Origin of the sequence: Microvirga terrestris, from assembly GCF_015694425.1 — a bacterium.
Classification (GTDB): Bacteria; Pseudomonadota; Alphaproteobacteria; order Rhizobiales; family Beijerinckiaceae; genus Microvirga; species Microvirga terrestris.
In genome coordinates this window covers 347,094-371,068 of the sequence record NZ_JADQDN010000004.1, presented here as the reverse complement: position 1 = coordinate 371,068, position 23,975 = coordinate 347,094, and the positions used below count along the sequence as shown (strand labels likewise).

Sequence of the window (23,975 nt, the reverse complement as noted above, 5' to 3'; positions counted from 1 at the left end):
TATGAAAGTGTGCATCGCGAGCCGGAATTATGGTGTCGGTGAGCATGTCCATGCGTGACCCTCTTGGAATGAGTGGCGCATCGCATGGACCTGTCTCAGGTTGATGACGTCAGTCTTACCCGTTGTGACGGCTGAAGACGAGTGTGGCATTGGTGCCGCCGAAGCCGAAGGAGTTCGACAGGACCGTGTCGATCTTCGCATCGTCGATCCGCTTGCGCACGATGTTCATGTCGGCGAATTCCGGATCGATCTCGTCGATATGGGCGCTCTCGCAGATAAAGCCGTTCTTCATCATCAAGAGCGAATAGATCGCCTCCTGCACGCCGGTCGCGCCCAGCGAGTGGCCGGTGAGGGATTTGGTCGCGGAGATCGGCGGGCACTTGTCGCCCGAGCCGAAGACCGTGCGGATCGCCTCGATCTCCTTCTGGTCGCCCACGGGAGTCGAGGTGGCGTGCGGGTTGATGTAGTCGATCGGGTTGTGCACGCCCGCAAGCGCCATGCGCATGCAGCGGATCGCGCCTTCGCCGGACGGCGCCACCATGTCGTAGCCGTCCGAGGTCATGCCGTAGCCGACGATCTCGCCGTAGATCTTGGCGCCGCGGGCCTTGGCATGCTCCAGCTCCTCCAGCACCAGCACGCCCGCCCCGCCGGCGATGACGAAGCCGTCGCGGTTGACGTCATAGGCGCGGGAGGCTTTCGACGGAGTGTCGTTGTATTTGGTGGACATAGCGCCCATGGCGTCGAAGAGGTTGGACATGCTCCAGTCCAGGTCTTCGCAGCCGCCGGCGAACATCACGTCCTGCTTGCCGTACTGGATCATCTCGTAGGCATTGCCGACGCAATGGTTGGAGGTCGCGCAGGCCGACGAGATCGAATAGTTCACGCCCTTGATCTTGAACCAGGTGGCGAGCGTCGCCGAGGCCGTGGACGACATGGCCTTGGGCACAGCGAACGGTCCGATGCGCTTGGGTCCCTTCTCACGGGTGATGTCGGCGGCTTCCACGATGATGCGGGTGGAGGGACCGCCCGAGCCCATGATGATGCCGGTGCGCTCGTTGGAGATCTCGCTCTCCTCGAGGCCGGAGTCCCGGATCGCCTGGTCCATGGCCACATGATTCCAGGCAGTGCCCTTGGCGTGAAAGCGCATGGCGCGCCGGTCGACGAGCTCCTCCGGGTTGAGGGTCGGGGCGCCCTGCACCTGGCAGCGGAAGCCGTATTTCGCGAAATCCTCGGCCTTGGTGATGCCGGACTTCGCTTCGCGCAGGGAGGCCAGCACCTCCTGCGTGTTGTTGCCGATGGACGACACGATGCCCATTCCGGTGACGACGACGCGCCTCATAGCCTACCTCTTCTCAGGACCTTCACGGCCGATCTTAACGCTTCAACACGTAAGGCCGACGATGCGCATTCTCAACAGTGAGCCATGCGAATGGGATAAAGCGTGATCCCAAGAACGAAGGCCCTGCCGTGGAACGACAGGGCCGGTTCTTTAAAAAAGATTGCGCTTTGTCAACAGTTTGGATCGGAACTACCCGCCGACCGGAGCTTCGGCCTGGAACAGCCCGACGCGCATATCCTTGGCCTCGTAGATCCGGCGACCGTCGGCCTCGAGCCAGCCGTCGGCGATGCCGAGCACCAGCTTCGAGCGGAACACGCGCTTGAGATCGACGCCGTAGACCACCTTCTTGACGGTGGGCAGCACCTGATCGGAGAACTTCACTTCGCCGACGCCGAGCGCCCGGCCGCGGCCCGGGGAGCCGCCCCAGCCGAGGAAGAAGCCGGTCATCTGCCAGAGGGCGTCGAGACCGAGGCAGCCCGGCATCACCGGGTCGCCCTTGAAGTGGCAGGGGAAGAACCAGAGGTCCGGCCGCACGTCGAGTTCCGCCACCACATGACCCTTGCCGTAGGCGCCGCCATCCTCGCCGATGGAGGTGATGCGGTCGAACATCAGCATGGGTGGAAGCGGCAATTGCGCGTTGCCGGGGCCGAACAACTCTCCGCGCCCGCAGGCAAGGAGCTCTTCATAATTAAAGCTGGACTGGCGGGCCATGCCGGGTGCCGATCCTTTCCCTAGGGTCTCAACAAGGGGCCTCAAGAAAGCCTCGGGGCCATGGTGCGGCTCTGGTAGCACAGGCTTGGCCGTCCATCAAAGGGACCCGAGCCGGGATTCTTTCCAGCCTCAACCATCATCCCAAGGACCCTGCCAAGAACCATGCTCCCATGAGCCATCCGGGGGCAGCCTTGCGGCAACCCTCTCGCTTTCTTATTATCGTGATGTTAGAAGCGCGCATTCGTCCATTCAGTTCCGTGACATGACCGATCCTTTGTCCGCCTATATCGCATCCACCACCGCTCCGGCTCACCGGAAGGGCTGCCCCGTGTCCGAATTGCGGGACAAGCTGCGGCGCGTGGGCCTGCGTCCGACCCGTCAGCGCGTGTCCCTGGGCTGGCTTCTGTTCGGCAAGGGCGACCGGCACATCACGGCCGAAATGCTCTTCGACGAGGCGTCCCGCGCCCGCGTGCCGGTGTCGCTGGCGACCGTCTACAACACCCTGCACCAGTTCACCGAGGCCGGCCTCCTGCGCCAGCTCGCTGTGGACGGCGCCAAGGCCTATTTCGACACAAACCCCACCGAGCACCACCACTTCTTCCTGGAGGAAGAGGGCGAGCTCGTGGACATGCCTATCTCAGGCCTGAGCGTCGCCGACCTGCCCCAACCGCCCGACGGCATGGAAGTGGCGGGCGTCGAGGTGATCGTGCGCCTGCGCCGCAAGGGCGCTTAAACTTCCCTCGTTGAGAGCGGCGTCCGGACTCAGCGCATCGGGCGGACCCAGCGGGCCACGCCAGTGAAAAGTGGCCCCGGTTTTCTGCCCTCAACGATGCGCCGCTTAAGGGATTGACCATCGGATCAATCCCAAAAGTGCCTTCCACTTTTGGGTCCGATGCTCCAGATGCCGCTCAGCCATAGCCTTTTCGCTCTTCTCGTCACGGTGATCTGGGGCCTGAGCTTCGTCGTCATCAAGCTCGGGGTCGGCACCACGCCGCCCCTGCTCCTGGCAGCCCTTCGCTTCCTCTTCGCCGCAATCCCAGCGGTCTTCTTCGTTCCGCGTCCGAAGACGAGCTGGACGATCATCGTGGCTTACGGCTTCTTCCTGGGTGTCGCCCAGTTCGGGCTGCTCTTTGCCGCCATCGCGTTCGGCATGCCGGCGAGCCTCGCCTCCGTGGTGATGCAGGCGCAGGTCTTCTTCACGATCCTCTTCGCCGCCCTCCTGATGAACGAACGGCCCGGGCCGCATCAGATCGCAGGCGGACTCGTGGCCGGCCTGGGCCTCGTGCTCATCGCTTGGCCGCGCATGACCGGCGGGGGCGCCGGGCCGTTCGTCATGACGGTAATCGCGGCCGCCGCCTGGGGCGTGGCCAACATCGTGTCCAAGCGGGCCGGCCGGGTCGACATGCTGGGCTTCATCGTCTGGTCGAGCCTGGTCGCGCCGCTGCCGCTTTTCGGCCTCTCGCTCTGGCTCGACGGCCCTGAAGCGGTGATCGCCGCGCTGACCCGCATGGACGGCGGGACGCTCGCGGCGGTGGCCTATCTCGCCTACCCGACCACGATCTTCGCCTTCGGGATCTGGGCCTATCTGCTCTCCCGCCACCCGGCCGCCACGGTGACGCCCTTCGCGCTCTTCGTGCCGGTCGCCGGGATCCTGGGCTCGGTCCTCATCCTGGGCGAGGCGGTGCACCCGATCGAGGCTGTCGGCGGCGCCGTGATTGTGCTGGGCCTCGCCTTTAACGTCTTTGGACCGCGGCTGAAGAAGGCAGTTCGAAAGGTCCTATAAGACCGACGAGGCCCATTTTATCCTTCACTGGTAACTCTATGGTTGAGTAAAGGCAATTATTCGCAATCTAAAGTTGGAGAAACTCATGCTACGCACTTGATCGGGGGGTGAACGAGGAGGCCAATCATGGACTCACGAATTTACAGCGTCGATGAAGTACACGTCGCAAGCTTCGATCTTGTCCCTAAGGCTCCTTTGGCCATCAGCGTCATGGCTCGTGGGAAGGTCAACTCGACGGGCTGGACCAATCCACGACTGAGCCCTTGGATCTATATCGCGCCGCCTGAGGACGGGATTCTGGATCTCGATTTTATCGCAACGGCTCCGACTGGCTATGCTCTCTACGTTATTTCCCCGATCTGTGTCTGCTTCGCCCTCCCTGTCCCGTACTGGGTGCGCGGCGTTCGAATTCACAGCTCGACGAATAAAGAGGAGGCTACGTTCAAGCGGCCCAAAGGAGCCCCGGACAAAGACTTCGAAGGCTTACCCTTACCTTGGCCATTCCCATGGCATGCTCCCTTGGCGACGGCGTAAAAGCAAGCTCGGGCTGCCGTGCTAGCGCAGCAGCCCGAAACCGACCAGGGCATAGGCGATGAGAAAAATCGCCACGAAGATGTTGAGGAAGCGCGGCGCTACGATCGAGGCGATCCCGAGAACCAGAGCCAGGATCGGGAGAATATTCTTGAGGCTGAGCGAAAGCGTCATACAGCAGGCCTTCAGGTGCAGGAACGTGTTACTTCGTTCTAGAACCCAAAAGCTTGATAAATCGGTAAAGGCCTACTCGACCGTCTCGTTGGGATAGACGCCCCACAGCTTCTCCTGCTGGATGTAGCCGTCCACGTCGCGGGCGCCGTCCATGGTGATCATCACTCGGCACCACCGGCCGTCGCAGCCCTTGATATTGGTGATCACCCCCGGCTGGAGATGAGCCGCCACGCCACTCTTCTCATCGGCGCGCTCGAACAGGCTGATCGGCGGCTGGTGGCCCTTGGCCCAGGGCATGGCAAGCGCCGTGCGGCGCCCCGACAGGAGCGAATGGAGAACCCAGCCTTCAGTGCCTTCCGAATCGCGGATGCGCCGCCAGGTCTCGTATTCGGCGATGATCTCCACGGGCAGCCCCGCGCGCTGGAACACCCAGGCGGTCCGGTGGTCCTTGGAGGGGCCCTCGCGCAGGTTGACCCGGTCGGTCTTGAGGCTGACATAGCGGGGCACGGGCAGGCCGGTGCCGAGGCGTCCGCCTGGAGATTGCTGCGCAAGGGCCGCTCCGGTGCTCAGGCTCACGACAGCAAGGGCAAGAACGGTCTTGCGCATGGTTTCCCCGATCATGACTTTGTCTTGGATGGCAGGCTCTGGTAGAGAAGCTTGACGGATGCCGCCACGCGGCGGGTCGTCACCTTTGATCGCCGAACCAGGGTTAAGAGAGCGTGAAACTCTTTCCAATTCGCGGTTTTTTCAGTGCTGAGGGCATTTAGGCCGATGAAAAAAAGACCTTTGGTCGTCGTCACCCGCCGCCTGCCCGACGTGATCGAGACGCGCCTGCGCGAATTGTTCGACACACGCCTCAACCTCGAGGACAAGCCGCTCTCAGCCGAAGAGCTCGCGGAAGCGGTCAAGACCGCCGACGTGTTGGTTCCCACCATCACCGACGAGATCGATGCGGGCATCATCGAGCAGGCCGGGCCGAACCTGAAGCTCATCGCCAATTTCGGCAACGGCGTCGACAACATCGATGTGTCGGCGGCGGTGGCCAAGGGCATCACCGTGACCAACACCCCCGGCGTGCTCACCGAGGACACGGCCGACATGACCATGGCGCTGATCCTGGCGGTGGCCCGTCGCCTCCCGGAGGGCGCCCGCGTGATCCCGGACGGGGACTGGGCCGGCTGGTCGCCCACCTGGATGCTGGGGCGGCGCATCACGGGCAAACGCCTCGGCATCGTCGGCATGGGCCGCATCGGCCAGGCGCTGGCCCGGCGGGCGAAAGCTTTTGGCCTGTCGATCCACTACCACAACCGCCGCCACGTGCCGCCGAAGATCGAGGCGGAGCTTGAGGCGACCTATTGGGAATCCCTCGACCAGATGCTGGCCCGCATGGACATCGTGTCCGTGAATTGCCCGCATACGCCGGCCACCTATCATCTTCTCTCGGCGCGGCGCCTGAAGCTCATGAAGCCCGACGCGATCCTGGTGAACACCGCCCGCGGCGAGATCATCGACGAGGGGGCGCTCACCAAACTCATCGAGGCGGGCGCCATCGCGGGTGCGGGCTTGGACGTGTTCGAGGAGGAGCCTGCCGTCAATCCGCGCCTCGTGCGACTGGCGAAGCAGGGCAAGGTGGTGCTCCTGCCGCATATGGGCTCGGCCACGCATGAGGGGCGTGTGGCCATGGGCGAGAAGGTGATCGTCAACATCCGCGCCTTCGTGGATGGCCACAAGCCACCGGACCGGGTGCTGCCCAGCATGCTCTGAGCACGCCAAGCGACAAGATCAAACCGACAAGATCAGCTCTCAATCAGCGTGGTGATGAGGCGCTCGGGCGGACAGCCCTTGATCCAAAGCCTCTCTAACATATGTTAATGCGCATGATTCGCGTGGGCCGACCCTCGTGATCTCCGACCTTCCTCCTGTCGCGAGCCCGTCTCTCCGATGAACGGCCATTCGATTCCCTCGCGACCTGTTGTCCTTCTCGTGGAGGATGAACTTCTCGTTCGCATGGCGACGGCCGATGCCCTTACGGATGCGGGGTTCGATGTGATCGAGACCGCCCATGCCCAGGCGGCGCTGGAGGCCCTCCAGTATCGGGACGACATTCGGGTGCTGTTCACCGACGTGAAAATGCCGGGGACCATGGATGGGCTCGCACTCGCAGACCTCGTGCGCCGTCGATGGCCTCACATTCTCGTGGTTGTCACATCGGGCCATTTGGATGCGGGCAGCATCCTCTTGCCGGACGATGCTGTCTTCATCGCCAAGCCCTATGGCGAGCAGGCGCCAATCAATCTGATTCAGGCTCTGCTGAGCTGACGGCCTGACGGCGTTCAAACCTCGCGCCTGAATTGATCTGCGTGTCTTGCCCGGTCGCTTCGCTCACGGATTTGTGGGCTGCGTCCTTATGCAACCGAAAACCACCTGCAGCGTAAACATATGTAAGTGCGGCTAAGAATGGAGTTTGGCCAGAACAGGGCTGTTCCTACCTTCTGCAATGACCCGTATGACCAACCCTCTGATCCTCAAGCTCGAACAGCGCGACCACCTCTCCGACGAGGAGAAGAGGGCGCTGGAAAACGCGATATCACGCGTTCGGGTCGTCGAAGCCGATGAGGACATCGTGCGGGAAGGCGACCGCCCTGGCGAAAGCTCCTTGCTCCTGGACGGGTTTGCCGCCCGCTACAAGATCGTCTCGAATGGACGGCGGCAGATCTCGGCCCTTCACGTGGCCGGTGACTTCATTGATCTGCACAGCTTTCTGCTGAAGACGATGGATCACGGGGTTCTGGCACTCACAACCTGCCGCATTGCCAGCGTCCCGCACGCGACGCTTGAGAAGATTACCGACGAGTATCCTCATCTGACCCGGATGCTGTGGCTCGATACCCTGATCGATGGCGCAATTCACCGGGAGTGGCTCACCGCCATGGGGCGCCTTTCGGCGGCCGCCCATATGGCGCATCTGATCTGCGAGCTCTACCTGCGTCTCAAGGTCGTCGGCCGTGCCGAGAGCGACACGGTTCAGCTTCCGATCACTCAGGCGGAGCTCGGCGATACGCTGGGGCTGTCGACGGTCCATGTGAACCGCGTGCTGCAGGAACTGCGCAAGGAGGGACTGATCCGTTTCCAGGGCGATGTATTGACCATCCTCGATTGGGAGCGGCTGAAGAAGGTGGGCGAATTCACCTCCACCTATCTCAGCCTGCAGAACGAGGACCGGTGACCCTGATCCGCGGACGAGACATGCCTGACATCACCTTGCAATCCATCTCCGTTATGATCGATGGCGGCGCCCATGACGGGCAGCTTGTTCTCTCCGACGGGCACTTGGTGGCTGTTCTGTCTCGTGTGACGTCGCAGGAAACAGCCGGTGGGCGCGGACAGGCCGAAGGCTGGTTTCTGGAAGCTGGTTTTGGTCCCTGCGGCCCCGTGATGAGCGTCAGCCCACCGGTCTTTGTCGATGTGGAAGAGGCGATCATGTGGGTCCGCAACCGGCTGGATGCCGGACTTTCCGCACACTGACTTTTATCGGGCGAGGGATCGGACGATCTCGCCGGCGGCCCGCTCGCCTTCCTCCCAGGCGCCTCCCGCCGTGCCCCATTGCGCTCGCGACAGCGCCTCGCCGGCAAACCAGATCCGCTCGCCGACGGGCGCCTTCAGGGTGTCGCGGATGGGATAGAGCCCCGGCGGCACCACCGCCCAGGAGGCGCGAGACCAGGGATCGTTGCGCCAGGCGGTGCTGTGCAGCGCGGTGAGGTTGCGGATCGCCCGGTGGCCGAAATGCTCGGCCAGCACCGCGCGGGCATAGCGATGTGGCGCATGAGCGTCCCGACCGTCGAAGCCAGCGGCGGCGGGCCGGTCGAGTTCGAAGAAATGGAACGGCGTGTTGTCGATGCAGGTGAGAAGCCCTGGCGGCGCCCGGTGCGTTCCGGTGAGGCTCGCCAGCCGATCCGCACCACGGAATGGCGAATCCGGCCAGTGCAGCGCCACATGCTCGTAAACGCCCTGCGTGAAGCCGTGGATCGCTTCTTGGACGGCGTTCGGCAAGGCGGGCATAAATCGGATCATATCCTGCTGCAGCACGGCCATCGGGGTGGTCACGATGACGGCTTTCCCTCGCAGCGTTCCGGCGGCGGTCTCGACCCGCACGCCCAATCCCGACCAGTCGATGGCGCGGACGGGAGCTTCCAGCTGAATTGGCAAGTCCTTCCCGAGCCTTGCCACATAGGCGCCGAGCCCCCCGGCGATGAAGAGGTTGTCGGCATATTCCATGCTCGGGAAATCATGCAGGCTGACCTCCTCGAGGGGCCGGCCTGAGACCAGCCCATGGATGGCTGCCACCCGCCGCCCCTGCGGCCCCATAGGGGGCAGAACCTTCGCGGCCGCCTGGTCCTCGTGAGCTTTTGCAGCTTGAGTCATGGCCCGGTCCGCCATGGCGAAGGCGCGGTCGAGCGCCGCGCTCTCGGCCCGGCTTCCCGGCCGGCCCCGCACGAAAAAGTGCCCGTCCACGGGGGCCCGGCGCAGGGGTTCACGACGCTCGAACCCGAGCTTCACCAGCGGGTTGATCGGACCCGCATGAAGCCAGTGGGCGCCGAGATCGAGCGGATGTCCCTTGAAGCTGCGCGTGAGCGCCCGCCCGCCGATGCGGGCTCGGGCCTCCAGGATCGTGACCGTCAGCCCCTGGGCAATGAGGTGGCGCGCTGCCGCGATGCCGGCGCTGCCCGCGCCGACGATGATCACGTCTGGATCCGCCGCAGGGGCGATCGACGATCCGGTTTTCAACGGCACAGGCTCCCCCACCCCTCGCTTTGCAGCATCGTCGTTCATAAGTAAGCTCCGCACCGCGCATCAAGCGTGGCCCTAAAGTTTCGAGGGGACGAAGGACAGATGCTCATCCAATCGGTTATCGCGGCGGCCCGCGAGGTGTTCTCAGCCCCACTGCGGCGCATCCTCTGGAAGTCGATCGGATTGACCCTGGCGCTGCTCGTCCTGGTCTGGCTCGGCCTGACGAAGCTGTTCGACATCTTTCTCACCAATCACGATCTCAGTGCCAGCTACCCAATCATCGACAGCTTCGCGTTCTTCCTCGCGGGCTTCGGGCTGTTCGTGGCGCTGATCTATCTGCTGCCTGCAGTCTCGGCCATTGTGGCGGGCTATTTTCTCGACGACGTCGCCGAAGTGGTCGAGCACAAGGATTATCCGGCCGATCCGCCAGGCCGGGCTCTGCCCTTCGGCAAGGCCATTCTCTACGGCATCCGCTTCGCCGGCCTGTCGCTGCTGGTGAACCTCGTCGCCCTGCTGCTGTTCTTCATCCCCGGCATCAATATCGGGGCGTTCTTCGTCGCCAATGCCTACCTGTTGGGGCGCGAATATTTCGAGCTGGCGGCGGGCCGATTCTGGCCGGCGGAGGACGTGGCGCACCTGCGGACGGAACACCGGGGCACCGTGCTCGCCGCCGGTGCCGTGCTGGCCGGCCTGGTGCTGGTGCCGGTGGTGAACCTCATCACGCCAGTCTTCGGCGCTGTGATGATGGTTCACCTGCACAAGCGGCTCACCCGCAGCCGGGCCGCGATCCCGGACCGCCGCGAGGGCCAGGCCTCTCTTGGGAACCGCTAGGGCAAGCTTCTCAGCGGCTCGCCTGCTGGCCGACGGCCGGACCGGAGGCCCGCTCCGGGTGGAAGTCGGACGAAGCTCCTCCTGAGCGGGGCGCGAGCAGATCCGGCATCGTCTGCGTCGCGTTGCGCTTGAGGTCGAACTGGCCGGTCTTGCGGAAGCGCACCAGATAGCTCGGCACGATCGCCTCGATGGTGGTGGGCGTGATCCCCAAGCCCTCGAGCGTACGGCCCTCGGCAGTGGCGCTGTCCGAGACCACGTTGTCGCTCTCGAGCAGGATTGCCTGGTCGCGGGTGGTGACGAGCTCGTTCGGGATCAGGCCGAGGGTCAGCCAGTCGAGCGTGCCCATGATGCTACCCATGGCCCGGGCGGCCTTCGCCGGTACCGGCACGATGGCCCGCTTGCGCTCGGTGACCTCGAAGACGAGTTCCATCATCTGTCGCAAGGTGCGGATCTCGGGCCCGCCGAGCTCATAAATGCGCCCGGTCGGCACCCGGCCGTCCACCGCCGCCACGATGGCCGCCGCCACATCGCCCGCATAGATCGGCTGGAAGCGGGTGTCGGCGCCGGGCAGGGGCAGAACGGGCAGCATGCGGGCCAGGGTCGCGAAGCGGCTGAAGGAACCGTCGCCCGGCCCGAACAACAGGGAGGGGCGCAGGATCACCGCATCGGGCCGCTCCCGGAGCAGGGCGGCCTCACCCTCGGCCTTGGAGCGGGCATAGACCGATTCCGAGTTCGCATCGGCCCCGATGGCCGAGATATGGGTAATGGAGACCGCCTTCTTGGCCAGCCGGGCGATCATGGCCGGCGCCTGGGCCTGCAGCGTGTCGAAGCGCTGGCGGCTCGTCTCCTGCAGGATGCCCACTAGGTTGATCACGTGATCGGCCCGGGCCACTGCGTGGATGATCGAATCCTCGTTGCGCAAGTTGGCATGGATCGGGTGGATCTGCCCCACCTTTCCCAAAGGAAGGAAGTTCGCCATGTTCGGCTGCCGGGTCGGCACGAGCACCCGATAGCCGCGCTGGGCGAGAAGGCTCACCACATAGCGGCCCAGGAAGCCCGAGCCGCCGAAGACGGTGACGATTTGCTGCTCAGGCGTGCGAAGGGCACCGATCATGAAACTCTCCTGCCCGGACAATACCGTGGGTCCAGAGCTTGGGTGTGAAATTTGGAATGTCTCTAGTCAAACGCCGCTGCCCTGTGAAGAGGTGCATCGAGAAGAAAGCACATCTGGCGCATTTTCAGCGATTGACGTGCCGCCCGAACCACCGTAAACGAAGCCTTGCCGGACAGGCATGCCCAGGTGGCGGAATTGGTAGACGCACTGCTTTCAGGTAGCAGCGGGTAACACCGTGGAGGTTCGAGTCCTCTCCTGGGCACCATCCCTCTCTAAGAGGCTGACTGAAAAAGGTTGAGTGGCCTCAAGCCCCTTTGATTCCGTCGGATTTGCGAAGATTCGATGGAGGTCACGATGGTTTGGACCGAGGCCACTCGCCGACAGTATCGGCGAGATGGACTGCGCTATGCAAGCAATCTCACGGATGCCGAATGGGCATTGATCGAGCCGGGGTTGAGGCGATCCTGTATCTGGCCTCGACCGGGTGCCAATGGCGCCAACTGCCAAAGGAGTTTCCGACCTATTCGACTGTGCAGAGTTACTTCTATGCGTGGTCACGGGATGGCACCTTTGAGCGGATCAACCATGCTCTCGTGGCCGCCTCGCGCGCGAGGGCCGGGCGCGAGGCGACCCCTTTGCCGGCGTGATCGACAGCCAATCGGTGAAGACAATGGAAAGCGGCGGCCCGCGCGGCTTTGATGCTGGCAAGAAGATCAAGGGGCGCAAGCGCCACATCATCACTGAGACGCAGAGCCATCTCGTCGGGCTGCGCGTTCACACCGCCGACATCCAGGATCGTGGAGGTGCCGACCTCGATCCGGGCCCTTTATCCCTGGTTGCGCCATGTGGTTGCCGATGGGGCTATGCGGGCGACAAGTTGCGCGACGCCATCGCCGCTCTCGGGCACTGGACGATCGAGATCACCAAGCGCTCGGATGCGGCCAAAGGCTTTGCGGTCCTCAAGCGCCGCTGGGTCGTAGAGCGAACCTTCGGTTGGCTTGGACGCTGCCGCCGCCTGGCCAAGGACTTCGAAGCCTCCATTGAGAGTGCGGTGGCCTGGGTCTTCATCGCTCATATCCGGATGCTGACAAGACGGCTCGCAAGACCCTGATAGACCACAAGTCTTTTTGAGTCAGCCTCTAAGGGATCCATGTCAAAGTCCCCGAACATAATTTGAGACCATCTCGCTTCGTCCGAGATGGTTGCAATGTGCTGAGGGGCTCTGGTTCTCTTCTTTTCCATCCCCAATAACGATGATGTTGCTTTCTGCGCCAGTCTCACCTCAGGCTGCAGGGTGCTCTTGGGCTGTGGCAAGTGTCCAGGGGCTCGTTGGGAGCGCGTTTGATCGTAAGGTTACGCCGAAAACCTCGATGAGGGTGACGGGAGTGAGCACAGCCTCTGGTGTTCCACGGGTTACGAGGCGGCCCTGGTGCAGAAGAATCAGGTTGTCGGCGAGGTTTGACGCCAGTTGCAGGTCGTGCAGAACGGCGATGACGGCGAGCCCCTTGCGTGCGAGATCTCGCGTGGTTTCAAGCAGAGCGAGCTGGTGTTTGAGGTCGAGACTCGCGATGGGCTCGTCGAGGAACAGGGCCTGCTGCGTTTCCAGTGTTCGGCCCGCGGCGAGTTGCGCCAGCACGCGGGCGAAATGAACCCGCTGCCGCTCTCCGCCCGAGAGGGTCTGGTAGTTGCGCGGCGCGAGATGGGCGACGTCCGCCTGTTCCAAGGCTTCGAGCGCCAGGCGCTGCCGATCGCTCCGGGACAGGCCGCGGCCGATCCCTTGCGTGCCGAGGCTTGCCACCTCGAAGACCGTGAAGGGGAAATTGAGGTCCGAGGCCTGCGGCATCACCGCCCTGCGATGGGCCAGACGCCAAGCCGGGATCATGTGCAGTTTTTCCCCGTCCCAGCGCACTGCGCCGCGCGCAGGCGCAAGCTCGCCGCACAGGAGACGCAGCAGCGTTGACTTGCCGGCGCCGTTGGGGCCGATGATGATTGTGAAGGAGCCGCTGGCAAATGAGAGATCGATGCAGTCGACCAGCGCCCTGCCTCCGCTGTGATAGGTGAGATCCGTGGCTTCCAAGAACGCGCTCATAGGGCCATGCCTCCCGGGCGGCGCAGCAAGAGCCACAGGAAGAACGGCGCGCCGATGGCTGCGGTGAGGATGCCGATCGGCAGCTCTGCCGGCGCCACCATGGTGCGTGCCACTGTGTCGGCGGCCACAAGCAGAGCCGCGCCCAGCAGCGCGGAAGCGGGCAGCAGCATCCGGTGGTCGGCTCCCGCCAATAGGCGCAGCACATGCGGTACGACAATGCCGACGAAACCGATCATGCCGGCAGCGGCAACCGAAGCGCCGACGGCAACCGCCACGAGCAGGATCGCCAGGGCTTTGACCCGCTGCACCGGCACACCGAGATGGAATGCCTCCGCTTCGCCGAGCGCGAGGGCGTTCAAGCCGCGCGCCAGAAAGGGTGTGGCGAGAAGCGTGGGCAGGATGAAGGGCGCGACCGTCATGGTCTTCGACCAGGTTGCGCCGCTCAATGAGCCGAGGGACCAGAAGGAGAGATCGCGCAGCTGCCGGTCGTCGCTCAGATACGAGAACAGGCCCATGACCGCGCCGGACAGCGCACCGAAGGCGACGCCGGCGAGCAGCATGGTGGCAATCGAGGTGCGGCCGCTGCGCGTCGCCACGAGATAGAGCGCCAGCGTCGTCAGCAACCCGCCGGCGAAGGCGCCGATGGGCAGGGCCGTGAAGGGCAGGGGGCCGATCAGGGGCACCAGCAGCGCGTCCCCGAGCACGATGGTCGTGGCTGCCGCCAGGGCCGCTCCTGCCGAGACGCCGATGAGGCCCGGATCGGCGAGCGGATTGCGAAAAAGACCCTGCATCAGGGCCCCGGATGAGGCGAGCGCCGCGCCGATGAGAAGACCGAGCAGCAGGCGCGGCAGGCGCACCTGCAGAATGATGAGCCCATCGCCTCCGAGCGCTCCTGTGCGGCCCATAGCGGCATCCGTGACGATGGACAGCGTCCGCGACAGCGGAACGCCCGTGGCACCGAGACCAAGCGCCACGAGGCTCACCAGCAGCACCAGCCCTGCAAGTGCGGTCAGCAGCAAAGCCCTGGACTCACGAAACCCTGTGCGGGCGCGACCTTGTTGAAGCGCAACCGACGTCATCGCTTCGCTTGCCCGACCTGATCGGGATGAAGCGCTGCCATCAGGTCACGCGCCGCATCGGGCGTGCGCGGACCGAAGCCGAGGAGATAGAGCGAATCCATCACCACGAGGCGCTTGCTTTTGGCGGCAGGCGTCGCCGCGAAGGCCGGGTAAGCGAAAGGGTCGGAGGCCGCGCCGCCGGGACCGTGGTTCATCATGACGATGGCCTCGGGGGCCGCCGCGATCAGGCCTTCGTCCGACAGGGGCTTCCAGCCGTTTAGCGACGATGCCACGTTGGTGGCGCCCGCGAGCGACAGCATGGCATCGGCCGTGGTGCCCTGCCCGCCGACGAGCGGCCTCCCGTTCTGGAGCGAGAGGACGAAGAGCGTGCGAGTCGCGCGCCCGACCCCGGCTCTGGCCTCGGCAAGCCGTGTAAAGCCAGCCTCGATTTCCTTCACGAGTGCGGAGCCCCGTTCTGTTGCACCGACAGCCTGCGCGATCGTCTCGACACGCTTCACGATGCCGGCCGGGCTCGGCTGGTCCGGGACACGGACAATGGGAACGCCCGCTTGCTCGATCAGCTTCAGGGCATCGGGTGGGCCTGCTCCCTCCGATGCGAGCACGAGGCTCGGGTTGAGCGAGAGCACGCCTTCTGCGCCGAGGGCGCGGACATAGCCCACATTGGCTTTCGTCTTGAGCGCGTCAGCGGGATACAGGCTCGTGGAATCCACACCGACGATCTCGTCGGCACGACCAAGCCGGTAGAGGATCTCCGTCACCGCGCCGCCGACGCTGACGATCCGGCGCGTGGTTTCGGCGCGCAAGGGTGGCGTACAGAACAGGAGCGGCGATGCAAGAAGCAGCATGCGACGTGACAGCATCGAGGACAGCCTTCTACTTGGTGAGGATCAGCTTGCCGCTGGCGGTGACGCGCAGGCGGTAGCGTTCGCCCCGGTGGAGGAGCACCACCTCGCGCGCCGCCCCGATCAGGCTCGCCACATCGATCTCTTTCGCCGGAGGAGCCCTGTCAGGTTTGATGTCCGACGGTGAAGGCGGGTTGTGCACGTTGATCCCCAGATTTTACTTGCTCTAAACTGCATACAGACACTTCAATCATGTATTCGCAGTTTAGAAATATGTAAAACTACGAATATGAGAGTCCATATTGACGCAGTTATTTGATTTGGCTATCGGATGTAAACCCTTATCCGGCAGGATATGGGCCAGTAGCCAGCCAGCGTGAATTCGATTTCTGCGCGAGCCAGCCAGTCCGCAAGAAAAGCACTATGAAAGACTGGAATCGTCAGGATGATTACCTTCCTGCGCGAAGGCCTTCGCGCGTCCACTTCACCCCTCGCCCTTCTCGTTCTCGCCCCTCTCACGGGTGCGGCGCTGGCCACCGGCGCGCAGGCGCAAGTGCAAGCCCCGACGCCGGAAGCACCTCTGTTCACCACGCTCGACGCCATCACGGTCACGGCCGAGCGCGTGCCCACAACCGTCTATGACAGTCCCTCCACGGTGAGCGTCACGCCGCAGCAGGAGATCGATCAGAGGAACATCAACTCTCCGCGCGATCTCGCCCGCGAGGAGCCCGGCGTCTCGGTCGGCAACCAGCCCTCGCGCGGCGGCGCCACCAATTACGTGATCCGCGGCATCGGCGAGAACCGCGTGCGCGTGCAGATCGACGGCGTCAAGATACCGGACTTTCCCGAGACCAATATCGGGGCGGGCACCTATACCCGCGACTTCGTCGATTTCGACAGCCTGAAGCAGGTCGAGATCATCCGCGGTCCGTCCTCGGCCCTCTATGGCAGCGACGCCATCGGCGGCGTGGTCTCCTATGTCACCAAGGATCCATCCGATTATCTCAATCTCGTCGGCAAGGATTGGTACCTCGCGGCCAAGACAGGTTACGACACCGAGGACAGGAGCTTCCTGCAGACCTATACCGGAGCCTGGCGTTTCGGGCCGTGGGAGTCGCTCATCCTCTACACCCATCGCCAAGGCCATGAGGTGAAGCCGAACCTCGACGACAACTCGACGCTGCGGCCCAACCCGCAGGACTTTTCCGCCGACAACGTCCTCGCCAAGCTGCTCTACAATGCAGGCGATTGGGGGCAGGTCAAGCTCACCGGCGAGTTCCTGCGCAAGGAGGTCGGCACGGAGCTTCTCAGCGACCGTTCGAACACTCCCGGCGGTGGCGGCATGCCGTTCAGCCGCGTGTTCGACTCTGACGCGGACGACACCACCACCCGGCCGCGCCTGAGCTTCGACTGGACGCTGCCCGTGACCTGGTCCGTCGCCGACACGGTGCGCACCAGCGTGTACTGGACGAAGGTGAACCGCGAGGAGAAGACGCTGCAGCAGCGCGGCACATCGTTCACGGGCCCACCGGCCGAGCCCAACCGGATCCGCTTCTCGGATTTCGGCTTCAACCAGGAGATCTACGGCGCCGAAATCCAGTTCTCGGGCACCCGCCAATGGGGCGAGTGGGAGCACAGCTTCATCTACGGCGCGTCCATCGATGCGACCTCCACCTCGCGCCCGCGCAACAGGATCGAGCGGAATCTCGACACGGGCGTCGAAACACCCACGATCTCCGGCGAGACCTTCCCCAACAAGAATTTTCCTGACACGGAGACGGTGCAGGCCGGCCTCTATGTGCAGGACACCGCGCGCTATGGAAGGCTCCGGATCATTCCCGCCATCCGCTTCGACACCTACCATCTCGATCCGAACCCGGATGCGGATTTCGACCGCTCGAACCAGCGCGACTTTGCCGTCGAGGAGCAGCACGAGTTCGCCGTCTCGCCCAAGTTCGGCGTCACCTATGATCTCACGGATCAACTGCGCCTGTTCGGTCAATATTCGCGCGGCTTCCGCGCGCCGCCCTACGACACGGCGAATTTCGGCTTCTCGAATCCGATCTTCTTCTATGAGATCCTGCCGAACGGCAATCTCAAGCCGGAGACCAGCGACGGCTTCGAGGTCGGTTTGCGCGGGCGCTTCGACAACGGCTCCAGCTTCCAGGTGTCAGGCTTCTACAATCTCTATAACGACTTCATCGAGACGGTGACCGTCGGAACGTCCCCGGCGGGCCTCACCCAGTTCCAGTATCAGAACCTGTCGAACGTGCGGATCTGGGGCATCGAGGCCAAGGCCGATTGGCGCCTCACGCCGAACTGGTCGATCTTCGGAGCGCTCGCCTATGCGCAGGGTGAGGACGAGGAGACGGGGCTTCCGATCGATTCCGTCGACCCGTTCATGGGTCATGCGGGCATCCGCTACCAGAACGAGGCTGGCTGGGGTGCAGAGGTCAGGGCGCGCGGTGCGGCAGGGAAAAACCGGGTCAGCGACTCGACCTACTTCCGGCCGGTTTCCTATGTGACCATGGATGCCCTGGTCTTCTACGACCCGACGCCGAACCTCTCGCTCAACCTGAGCGCCTACAACCTTCTGGATGCCGAGTACCACAACACCCAGGATGTGGTTGGCGTACTGGCCTCCAACCGCAACCTCGACCTGTTGCGTGCATCGGGCCGCACCTTCGCGCTCAACGCGACGATTCGCTGGTGATTTTTAAGCGCCCGGGAGATCGCAGGTCCCCCGGGCGTCCGCTTTGCTGACAACGGAGACACCCATGTTCATCGCCATGAACCGCTTCAAGGTTTTGAAGGACGCCACGCAGGAATTCGAGCAGCGCTGGCTCACGCGGGAGAGCTACCTGCATGAGCTCGACGGCTTCATCGAGTTCCATATGCTGCGCGGCCCCGAACGCGAGGATCATGTGCTCTATTCCTCGCACACTGTCTGGGCCTCGAAGGCGCAGTTCGAAGCCTGGACACGCTCCGAGCAGTTCCGCACCTCGCATACACGCGCCAGCACAGGCTCCAACAAGCCGCTGACCCTGGGTCACCCGGAATTCGAAGGTTTCGACGTGATTCAAACCATCGGTCTGACGGCGAAATCGGCGGAATAGGCGAATGACTGTGCCCGTGAACGAATTGATCCGCCAGGATCTCGCAGCCAAACCGGATGGCATCCTCGAGCAGGTTGCGGACAAGCACGGCGTGCCCATGCAGGTGGTGCTCGATTGTCTCCCGCCCGAGGCTGCGATGCGCGTGCCTGGCAACCTCTACCAGGAGATCTGGCAGGATCTGACCGAGTGGGGCGTGATCACCCTTGTGGTGCATACCCGCGACGGCGTGTTCGAATGCGAGGGAAGCATCCCGGACGGAACCCTGGGCCACGGCTATTTCAATATCCACGGGGAGACGCCCATCGGCGGGCACTTGAGGATGGAGCGCTGCCGGTCCATCTATTTCATCGACCGGCCCTTTTTTGGGAAGAGGTCCTGCTCGGTGCAGTTCGTCAACGAGGAGGGCGGCGTGATGTTCAAGATCTTTGTGGGCCGCCACGAGGATCGCGCTCTCAGGCCGGAGCAGGTTACCCGGTTCGAGGCGCTGCGCACGCGATACCAACAGACGCCGTGAGCGGCCATGCAGGGAGCAGTAAGGCCAATGGCAAAGGATCCAATCCTGCCTGTCGACGACGAGGCCCGCGGGCTTGCGAAGAAGCTCATGCGCACGGTGCGGTCGGGTGCGCTCGCCACCAACGACGCGGAGAGCGGCATGCCGTTCGCAAGCCTCGTGCAGGTTGGAACGGATCTGGACGGCTCGCCCGTCATCCTCACCTCCCAGCTCTCAGTCCATACTCGGCTGCTGGAGGCCGACCCACGCTGCTCGTTGCTCCTGTCGTCTGTGGGCAAGGGCGACCCGCTGGCTCATCCGCGACTCACCTTGCTGGCCAAGGCTTACAGGCTCGAACGGGACAATTCCGAGACACAGCACATTCGCCGCCGCTACCTGCTGCAGCATCCCAAGGCTGAGCTCTACGTGGACTTTCCCGATTTCGCCTTCTGGCGTCTGGCGGTCGTGTCAGGGAGCCTCAATGGTGGCTTCGGCCGAGCCTATCGCATGGCCAAGGGGGATCTGCTGGCGGATCTCTCCGAATTCTTCGACTTCTACGATTTCGAGGCTCAGGCCGTGGAGCACATGAACGAGGATCATGCCGATGCAGTGGCGCTTTACGCCACCCAGCTCTGCGGCGCCCGTGAGGGCGCTTGGCGCCTGATCGGCATCGATCCTGAGGGGGTTCAAATGGCCCTGGGTGACGAGATCCTGCGCCTAGCCTTCCCGAGAGCGCTTACCGGCCCGCACGAGGTGCGGCCGATGCTCATCCGGCTGGCGAACGAGGCGCGAGGCCGGATTGCATAAGGCAGCCCGGCAGGCCTGTGGCAGAATGGATCTTGCCTTGAGCGCTTAGGGATCGCATCAAGAGGCTGGGTCGCGCACCATCATGGTCGATCTGCCAGTCCAGGATTCCTCCGTCGAGATGCGCCTCTCCTTCGTTCTTCCCCACGCCCGCTTAATCCTCGCGGCCATCGCCGATGCGGGCGTGCGCTTCTCGCGTAACGACGGCCTTGCCATGGCAAGCCACGTGGCGCTTTCCCTGGTGATCGCGCTCTTTCCCTTCCTGATCTGCGTTGCGGCGCTGGCTGCCCTTCTCGGTGCCGGGCGCATCTCCACCCATATCATCCATCTGCTCTTCGACTTCTGGCCCGAGGGCGTCGCGGGTCCGCTGGCGCGGGAGGCCGACAAGGTTCTCATCCCGCGCCGGAATGTGCTGACGATCAGCGTCGTGCTGACGCTGCTGGTCGCGACCAACGGGGTGGAGAGCCTGCGGATCGCCCTGTGCCGGGCCTATGGGGTCGAAAGGTTCCGGCCCTGGTGGCAGGCCCGGCTGATCGGCGTAGGTTTTGTCGTGATCGGGGCGGGTGCGCTGGTTGCCTCCGCGGTTCTGGTAGTGCTGTGGCCGTCCTTTTGGCGTGCCGCCGTATTGTCGATGCCAGACCTGAAGACCCTGGGCCTCACCTACGACGTGGTTCGCTACGGGCTGGCGTCGGTCGTCCTGGTGATGGGCCTCGTCGCCACCCATCTCTGGCTGCCGGATGCCCGGCCCCGCGCACGGAACGTGCTGCCCGGCATCGCCGCGACCCTGATCCTTTGGCTTGCGGGAGCCGGCCTCTACGGCGAGTTCCTGGCGAACGTGACTCACCTGAAGGCGACCTACGCGGGCCTTGCCGGGATCTTGACGGCGCTGATCTTTCTGCAGCTGTCTGCCGCGATCTTCATCTTCGGCGCCGAGCTCAACGCCGCCCTGCGGCGCCAGGCAAATCCGGCCGACGATCGAGTCTCAGCAATCGTGGAGGCCGAGCCTGCTGGTGCGGCTCAGGCCTAGCTCACACCCTCGTCCTGCTTCTTCTCGCAATCCCGCTTTGGAGTCTGCTGCGGAGGGCGCTGATCCTGGGCGATTACGGTGTTCTCGCTGGGCGTCTCCATTGCGAAGGAAGGAGCGGCCAAGATCGTCAGCAAGGCAAGGGAGAAGATGCGAAGCATATCAGTCGTTCCCTGGTCGAAGCAGCCTGATGCTAGGGCCTGAAAGACCTGATGGCCAGCCTGTTTCATGGGGAAGTGATTGAACCGATTTCCCCCTCTTGAAAACTGTAAAAACCGTTCCTAGAATCATGATTGCCAAGGCCTTTCAAAGGCTTGGCCATACGGGCGCCGGCGGGTGTCCGGCGCTCTCGGACCCATGTTGCTCAACGGAGGATATGGCTATGAGATCAGCTTTCGACTTCTCTCCCCTGTACCGCTCGACGGTCGGCTTCGACCGGCTATTCGACATGCTCGACCAGTCTACACAGCTCGAGTCCATGGCCAACTGGCCGCCCTACAACATCGAGAAGCTGGGTGAGGACCAATACCTCATCACTATGGCCGTTGCGGGCTTTTCTCCTGAGGAGATTGAGCTCACGCAGAAGGAGGGCCAACTTCTCGTGATCGGCCAGAAGAAGTGCTCCGACGAAGGCAAGCAGTATCTGCACCGCGGCATCGCGACCCGCGCCTTCAAGCAGATCTTCAACCTCGCGGATCATGTGAAAGTGACGGGTGCAAATCTCGAGAACGGCCTGCTGACGGTCGAGCTCAAGCGCGAGGTGCCCGAGGCCCTGAAGCCGCGCCGGATCGAGATCAATTCCAGCAACGGCATGAAAAATCTGGGGCAGGACAAGAAGTCTGTGCAGATCGAGCACGGCAAGGCCGCATGACCTCGATGCGTTGCATCGTCGGCGCCGGCGGATCGTCGGCGCAGAGCAAATCACGAATGGTCGTGCACCGGATCCAGATCTGCTATTGAGGGCTGGCATCGTCACAGACGACAGAAGCTCCGCAGAAGCGGAGCTTTTCTCATCCGTTGAAGCTGCCGGCCAGACGCGTTACAGCCCGTCTCATCAAATTTTGGATGCTCCATGACCGTACGCTTTCATCGCGGCGATCTGCCCGCGAATTACACCCCCGGCTCTGCCATCGCCATCGATACGGAGACCCTGGGCCTCAACCCGCACCGGGACAGGCTCTGCGTGGTGCAGATCTCCACCGGGGACGGCACGGCGGACGTGGTGCAGATCCTCAAGGACGGCCCTCTGCCTGAGAACCTAATCCGCGTGCTGTCCGACGAGAGCGTGCTCAAGATCTTCCATTACGCCCGCTTCGATCTTGCCGTGCTCTTCCATACCTTCGGGGTCATGCCGCGGCCGGTCTACTGCACCAAGGTGGCCTCGCGGCTCGTGCGCACTTATACGGACCGCCACGGCCTGAAGGATTTGGCGCGGGAGCAGCTTGGCGTGGAGCTGTCGAAGCAGCAGCAATCCTCCGATTGGGGCGCCGACACGCTCACCCCCGCCCAGCTCGACTATGCGGCCTCCGACGTGCTTCACCTGCATGCCTTGAAGGAGAAGCTCGACCGCATGCTGGAGCGGGAGAACCGGCTCGGCATTGCCCACCAATGCTTCGGCTTCCTGCCGACCCGGGCGCAGCTGGACCTTCTCGGGTGGTCCGAGACCGATATTTTCGCCCATTCTTGACGGGCGCTTAAACTTTCCCGCATAAAACCCATATCCGTCATAACATCGCCATGTCCGTCCGGCATGGCGCGGGGCCGATTGTGAGGCGGAAGGGGTTCAAAAAGTGGCGGTAATCCAGGGCACCACGATGCGTGACGGCCCGGCCTTGAGGTCGGCCGGCCGGTCGACGCGCGCCTATACCAAGGCCCGCCGCCATTCCCATTGGGTGCGCTTCGCCAAGATCGCCATTCCTCTCGGATCTCTGATCGGCATGGCCGCCGTGGGCTTCGTGGCCTATTACGATCCGTTCCGGAACATCGAAAACCTGAGTTTCGGCTCCATCGGGGTGAGCGGCAGCAACGTCACCATGGCGAGCCCGAAGCTGACCGGCTTCAAGAACGACAACCGCCCCTACGAGGTAACCGCCACCGAAGCCACGCAGGATGTGCGCAAGCCCGACCTGGTGCAACTCAAGGGTCTCAAGGCGCGCATCGTCACGGATGATCGCGGCAGCGTCGCGCTGCTCCAGGCTGCGAGCGGCACCCTGGATACCAAGCGAGAGCAGATGCGGCTGCGCGACAACATCGTGGTCACCACGGATGCAGGCCACGAGGTCAAGCTCCGGTCGGCCTTCGTCCAGTTCAAGTCCGGCAACGTAACGTCCAACGAACCCGTCGAAGTCTCGTTCGGCAATGGCTCGATTGAGGCCGAGAAGCTCAAGGTCACGGATAACGGCAAGGTCATGAGCTTCGAGGGCCGCGTGCGCACCGTTCTCGACCCGTCCCGCTCCGCCCCATCGTCCAAGGACGCTGCCGGCACAAGCTCCACGATGCCTGCGTCGTCCCCCGCGTCCCAACAGACAAGTACCCGTCCATGATGTGTCTCTCACGCGCCGCCTTCACCGTCGCGCTTCTCGCCTCCGTCCCGATGCAGGCCGCCTGGGCCCAGGCCGGCAAGGAGCGCGCGGTCGGCTTCGGCAATTTCGGCTCCAGCAAGGAGCCGATCAAGATCGATGCCAACAAGCTCGATGTCTTCGACAAGGAGGGACGCGCCGTCTTCACCGGAGAGGTGGTGGCGGTTCAGGGCGAGAGCACCATGAAGTGCACCATCATGACCGTGTTCTACGAGCAGCGGGACCAGAACGGCGGGCAGGCGACACCTGCCGCGCAGGGCGCCGACGACAGCGCGATCAAGAAGATCGACTGCAAGGGCCCGGTCACCATCGTGTCCCGAACCCAGGTTGCGACCGGCGAGAACGCCACCTTCGACCGCGGTTCCAACAAGATCATGCTCACCGGCAATGCCACCTTGAGCGACGGGCCGAACGTCACGAAGGGCGAGCGGGTGCTATACGACATCAATACCGGCGTGGCGAATATCGAAACGACCCCCGGCGGCCGCGTCAGGGCACTGTTCGTGCCCGGCAACGGCGGCCCGGCTCCAACGGGAGCTGGCGGAGCGAATGCGCCGGGCAACGCCAAGCCGAAGCCCCAGCAAAGGCCGGCCACGAACTAAGGCGGGAGGAAACCTTCCCGACATATCCCTTTCACTACCAGCGATGATCCTGTGAAACCGCTTTTCAACCGTTCTCAAA

The 23,975-nt window shown here is 63.6% G+C and carries 28 protein-coding genes, 1 tRNA gene and 1 pseudogene; 19 read left to right on the top strand and 11 right to left on the bottom strand.

Annotated features, from left to right (window positions below; genetic code table 11):
• Window positions 1-115: 115 nt before the first annotated feature.
• Both fabB and fabA read right to left on the bottom strand, forming a co-directional pair.
• On the bottom strand, window positions 116-1,339 hold the full coding sequence (gene fabB / locus I2H36_RS10870; protein WP_196263895.1) for a beta-ketoacyl-ACP synthase I: 1,224 nt from the start codon (window positions 1,337-1,339) through the stop codon (window positions 116-118).
• A 189-nt stretch (window positions 1,340-1,528) separates the two neighbouring features.
• On the bottom strand, window positions 1,529-2,050 hold the full coding sequence (fabA, locus tag I2H36_RS10865; RefSeq protein WP_036354479.1) for a 3-hydroxyacyl-[acyl-carrier-protein] dehydratase FabA: 522 nt from the start codon (window positions 2,048-2,050) through the stop codon (window positions 1,529-1,531).
• A gap of 262 nt (window positions 2,051-2,312) precedes the next feature.
• Here fabA and irrA point away from each other — a divergent pair, with 262 nt between their 5' ends.
• From irrA to I2H36_RS10850, 3 genes are all read left to right on the top strand, one after another.
• Window positions 2,313-2,783 carry an iron response transcriptional regulator IrrA gene (gene irrA / locus I2H36_RS10860; RefSeq protein ID WP_246718748.1) on the top strand — a complete coding sequence of 157 codons (471 nt, stop codon included), beginning with the start codon at window positions 2,313-2,315 and terminating at the stop codon, window positions 2,781-2,783.
• Between the two features lie 168 nt (window positions 2,784-2,951).
• A complete protein-coding gene (locus I2H36_RS10855; protein WP_196263894.1) occupies window positions 2,952-3,833 on the top strand; it encodes an EamA family transporter in 882 nt (293 codons plus the stop codon).
• Window positions 3,834-3,959: 126 nt separating this feature from the next.
• A complete protein-coding gene (locus tag I2H36_RS10850; protein WP_196263893.1) occupies window positions 3,960-4,367 on the top strand; it encodes a hypothetical protein in 408 nt (135 codons plus the stop codon).
• Window positions 4,368-4,388: 21 nt separating this feature from the next.
• Here I2H36_RS10850 and I2H36_RS10845 read toward each other — a convergent pair whose 3' ends face one another.
• The gene (locus I2H36_RS10845) at window positions 4,389-4,538 is read right to left on the bottom strand and encodes a DUF3096 domain-containing protein (RefSeq protein ID WP_009490575.1); all 150 of its coding nucleotides are present in this window, start codon (window positions 4,536-4,538) and stop codon (window positions 4,389-4,391) included.
• Between the two features lie 72 nt (window positions 4,539-4,610).
• Window positions 4,611-5,159, bottom strand: a complete 549-nt coding sequence (locus I2H36_RS10840) for an SH3 domain-containing protein (protein ID WP_425523299.1) — start codon at window positions 5,157-5,159, stop codon at window positions 4,611-4,613.
• Between the two features lie 150 nt (window positions 5,160-5,309).
• Between I2H36_RS10840 and I2H36_RS10835 the strand changes: the two genes are divergently transcribed.
• The 4 genes from I2H36_RS10835 (at window position 5,310) to I2H36_RS10820 (ending at window position 8,063) form a co-directional block, all read left to right on the top strand.
• Window positions 5,310-6,302, top strand: coding sequence for a 2-hydroxyacid dehydrogenase (locus tag I2H36_RS10835; protein WP_196263892.1), 993 nt, complete (start codon window positions 5,310-5,312; stop codon window positions 6,300-6,302).
• 177 nt (window positions 6,303-6,479) lie between these two features.
• Complete coding sequence (locus I2H36_RS10830; protein WP_196263891.1) at window positions 6,480-6,857, top strand: response regulator; 378 nt, start codon at window positions 6,480-6,482, stop codon at window positions 6,855-6,857.
• Window positions 6,858-7,044: 187 nt separating this feature from the next.
• Window positions 7,045-7,764, top strand: coding sequence for a Crp/Fnr family transcriptional regulator (locus I2H36_RS10825; protein WP_196263890.1), 720 nt, complete (start codon window positions 7,045-7,047; stop codon window positions 7,762-7,764).
• Window positions 7,765-7,784: 20 nt separating this feature from the next.
• Window positions 7,785-8,063: a hypothetical protein gene (locus tag I2H36_RS10820; protein ID WP_246718747.1), complete on the top strand. Its 279-nt coding sequence runs from the start codon at window positions 7,785-7,787 to the stop codon at window positions 8,061-8,063.
• Between the two features lie 3 nt (window positions 8,064-8,066).
• Here I2H36_RS10820 and I2H36_RS10815 read toward each other — a convergent pair whose 3' ends face one another.
• Window positions 8,067-9,368, bottom strand: a complete 1,302-nt coding sequence (locus tag I2H36_RS10815; RefSeq protein WP_196263889.1) for a flavin monoamine oxidase family protein — start codon at window positions 9,366-9,368, stop codon at window positions 8,067-8,069.
• 60 nt (window positions 9,369-9,428) lie between these two features.
• On the opposite strand from I2H36_RS10815, the gene I2H36_RS10810 reads away from it, so the two are divergent.
• Window positions 9,429-10,157: a sulfate transporter family protein gene (locus tag I2H36_RS10810; protein ID WP_196263888.1), complete on the top strand. Its 729-nt coding sequence runs from the start codon at window positions 9,429-9,431 to the stop codon at window positions 10,155-10,157.
• Between the two features lie 10 nt (window positions 10,158-10,167).
• Here I2H36_RS10810 and I2H36_RS10805 read toward each other — a convergent pair whose 3' ends face one another.
• Complete coding sequence (locus I2H36_RS10805; RefSeq protein ID WP_196263887.1) at window positions 10,168-11,271, bottom strand: complex I NDUFA9 subunit family protein; 1,104 nt, start codon at window positions 11,269-11,271, stop codon at window positions 10,168-10,170.
• A gap of 180 nt (window positions 11,272-11,451) precedes the next feature.
• Here I2H36_RS10805 and I2H36_RS10800 point away from each other — a divergent pair.
• Together I2H36_RS10800 and I2H36_RS10795 are read left to right on the top strand one after the other, a co-directional pair.
• A tRNA-Leu gene (locus I2H36_RS10800) sits at window positions 11,452-11,536 on the top strand.
• Between the two features lie 89 nt (window positions 11,537-11,625).
• A pseudogene (locus I2H36_RS10795) lies at window positions 11,626-12,382 on the top strand (IS5 family transposase).
• A gap of 171 nt (window positions 12,383-12,553) precedes the next feature.
• Here I2H36_RS10795 and I2H36_RS10790 read toward each other — a convergent pair.
• The 4 genes from I2H36_RS10790 to hemP are packed head-to-tail and all read right to left on the bottom strand — an operon-like array spanning window position 12,554 to window position 15,483.
• The gene (locus tag I2H36_RS10790; RefSeq protein WP_196263886.1) at window positions 12,554-13,360 is read right to left on the bottom strand and encodes a heme ABC transporter ATP-binding protein; all 807 of its coding nucleotides are present in this window, start codon (window positions 13,358-13,360) and stop codon (window positions 12,554-12,556) included.
• The gene (locus I2H36_RS10785; protein ID WP_196263885.1) at window positions 13,357-14,439 is read right to left on the bottom strand and encodes a FecCD family ABC transporter permease; all 1,083 of its coding nucleotides are present in this window, start codon (window positions 14,437-14,439) and stop codon (window positions 13,357-13,359) included. Before I2H36_RS10785 ends, I2H36_RS10790 begins: the two co-directional genes overlap by 4 nt.
• Window positions 14,436-15,299: a heme/hemin ABC transporter substrate-binding protein gene (locus tag I2H36_RS10780; RefSeq protein WP_196263884.1), complete on the bottom strand. Its 864-nt coding sequence runs from the start codon at window positions 15,297-15,299 to the stop codon at window positions 14,436-14,438. The genes I2H36_RS10785 and I2H36_RS10780 overlap by 4 nt, the downstream gene beginning before the upstream one ends.
• A 13-nt stretch (window positions 15,300-15,312) precedes the next feature.
• On the bottom strand, window positions 15,313-15,483 hold the full coding sequence (gene hemP, locus I2H36_RS20425) for a hemin uptake protein HemP (protein ID WP_343234434.1): 171 nt from the start codon (window positions 15,481-15,483) through the stop codon (window positions 15,313-15,315).
• 243 nt (window positions 15,484-15,726) lie between these two features.
• Between hemP and I2H36_RS10770 the strand changes: the two genes are divergently transcribed.
• The 5 genes from I2H36_RS10770 to I2H36_RS10750 all read left to right on the top strand — a co-directional run bounded on the left by I2H36_RS10770 (window position 15,727) and on the right by I2H36_RS10750 (window position 20,718).
• The gene (locus I2H36_RS10770) at window positions 15,727-17,994 is read left to right on the top strand and encodes a TonB-dependent hemoglobin/transferrin/lactoferrin family receptor (protein ID WP_196263883.1); all 2,268 of its coding nucleotides are present in this window, start codon (window positions 15,727-15,729) and stop codon (window positions 17,992-17,994) included.
• A gap of 64 nt (window positions 17,995-18,058) precedes the next feature.
• Complete coding sequence (gene hmuQ / locus I2H36_RS10765; RefSeq protein WP_196263882.1) at window positions 18,059-18,397, top strand: heme-degrading protein HmuQ; 339 nt, start codon at window positions 18,059-18,061, stop codon at window positions 18,395-18,397.
• Window positions 18,398-18,413: 16 nt separating this feature from the next.
• Complete coding sequence (hutX, locus tag I2H36_RS10760; RefSeq protein ID WP_343234433.1) at window positions 18,414-18,911, top strand: heme utilization cystosolic carrier protein HutX; 498 nt, start codon at window positions 18,414-18,416, stop codon at window positions 18,909-18,911.
• Window positions 18,912-18,938: 27 nt separating this feature from the next.
• A complete protein-coding gene (locus tag I2H36_RS10755; RefSeq protein WP_196263880.1) occupies window positions 18,939-19,694 on the top strand; it encodes a HugZ family pyridoxamine 5'-phosphate oxidase in 756 nt (251 codons plus the stop codon).
• An 82-nt stretch (window positions 19,695-19,776) separates the two neighbouring features.
• Window positions 19,777-20,718: a YihY/virulence factor BrkB family protein gene (locus I2H36_RS10750; protein WP_246718746.1), complete on the top strand. Its 942-nt coding sequence runs from the start codon at window positions 19,777-19,779 to the stop codon at window positions 20,716-20,718.
• Here I2H36_RS10750 and I2H36_RS10745 read toward each other — a convergent pair.
• Window positions 20,715-20,876 carry a hypothetical protein gene (locus I2H36_RS10745; RefSeq protein WP_196263879.1) on the bottom strand — a complete coding sequence of 54 codons (162 nt, stop codon included), beginning with the start codon at window positions 20,874-20,876 and terminating at the stop codon, window positions 20,715-20,717. The two genes, I2H36_RS10750 and I2H36_RS10745, sit on opposite strands and share 4 nt — an antisense overlap.
• Window positions 20,877-21,097: 221 nt before the next feature.
• Between I2H36_RS10745 and I2H36_RS10740 the strand changes: the two genes are divergently transcribed.
• The 4 genes from I2H36_RS10740 (at window position 21,098) to I2H36_RS10725 (ending at window position 23,896) form a co-directional block, all read left to right on the top strand.
• A complete protein-coding gene (locus tag I2H36_RS10740; RefSeq protein ID WP_196263878.1) occupies window positions 21,098-21,586 on the top strand; it encodes an Hsp20 family protein in 489 nt (162 codons plus the stop codon).
• A 201-nt stretch (window positions 21,587-21,787) separates the two neighbouring features.
• Window positions 21,788-22,402 carry a ribonuclease D gene (locus tag I2H36_RS10735; protein ID WP_196263877.1) on the top strand — a complete coding sequence of 205 codons (615 nt, stop codon included), beginning with the start codon at window positions 21,788-21,790 and terminating at the stop codon, window positions 22,400-22,402.
• Window positions 22,403-22,505: 103 nt separating this feature from the next.
• Window positions 22,506-23,258 carry an LPS export ABC transporter periplasmic protein LptC gene (gene lptC / locus I2H36_RS10730; RefSeq protein WP_196263876.1) on the top strand — a complete coding sequence of 251 codons (753 nt, stop codon included), beginning with the start codon at window positions 22,506-22,508 and terminating at the stop codon, window positions 23,256-23,258.
• Window positions 23,255-23,896 (top strand): LptA/OstA family protein, encoded by a 642-nt coding sequence (locus I2H36_RS10725; protein ID WP_246718745.1) that lies wholly within the window; start codon window positions 23,255-23,257, stop codon window positions 23,894-23,896. The genes lptC and I2H36_RS10725 overlap by 4 nt, the downstream gene beginning before the upstream one ends.
• Window positions 23,897-23,975 lie beyond the last annotated feature (79 nt).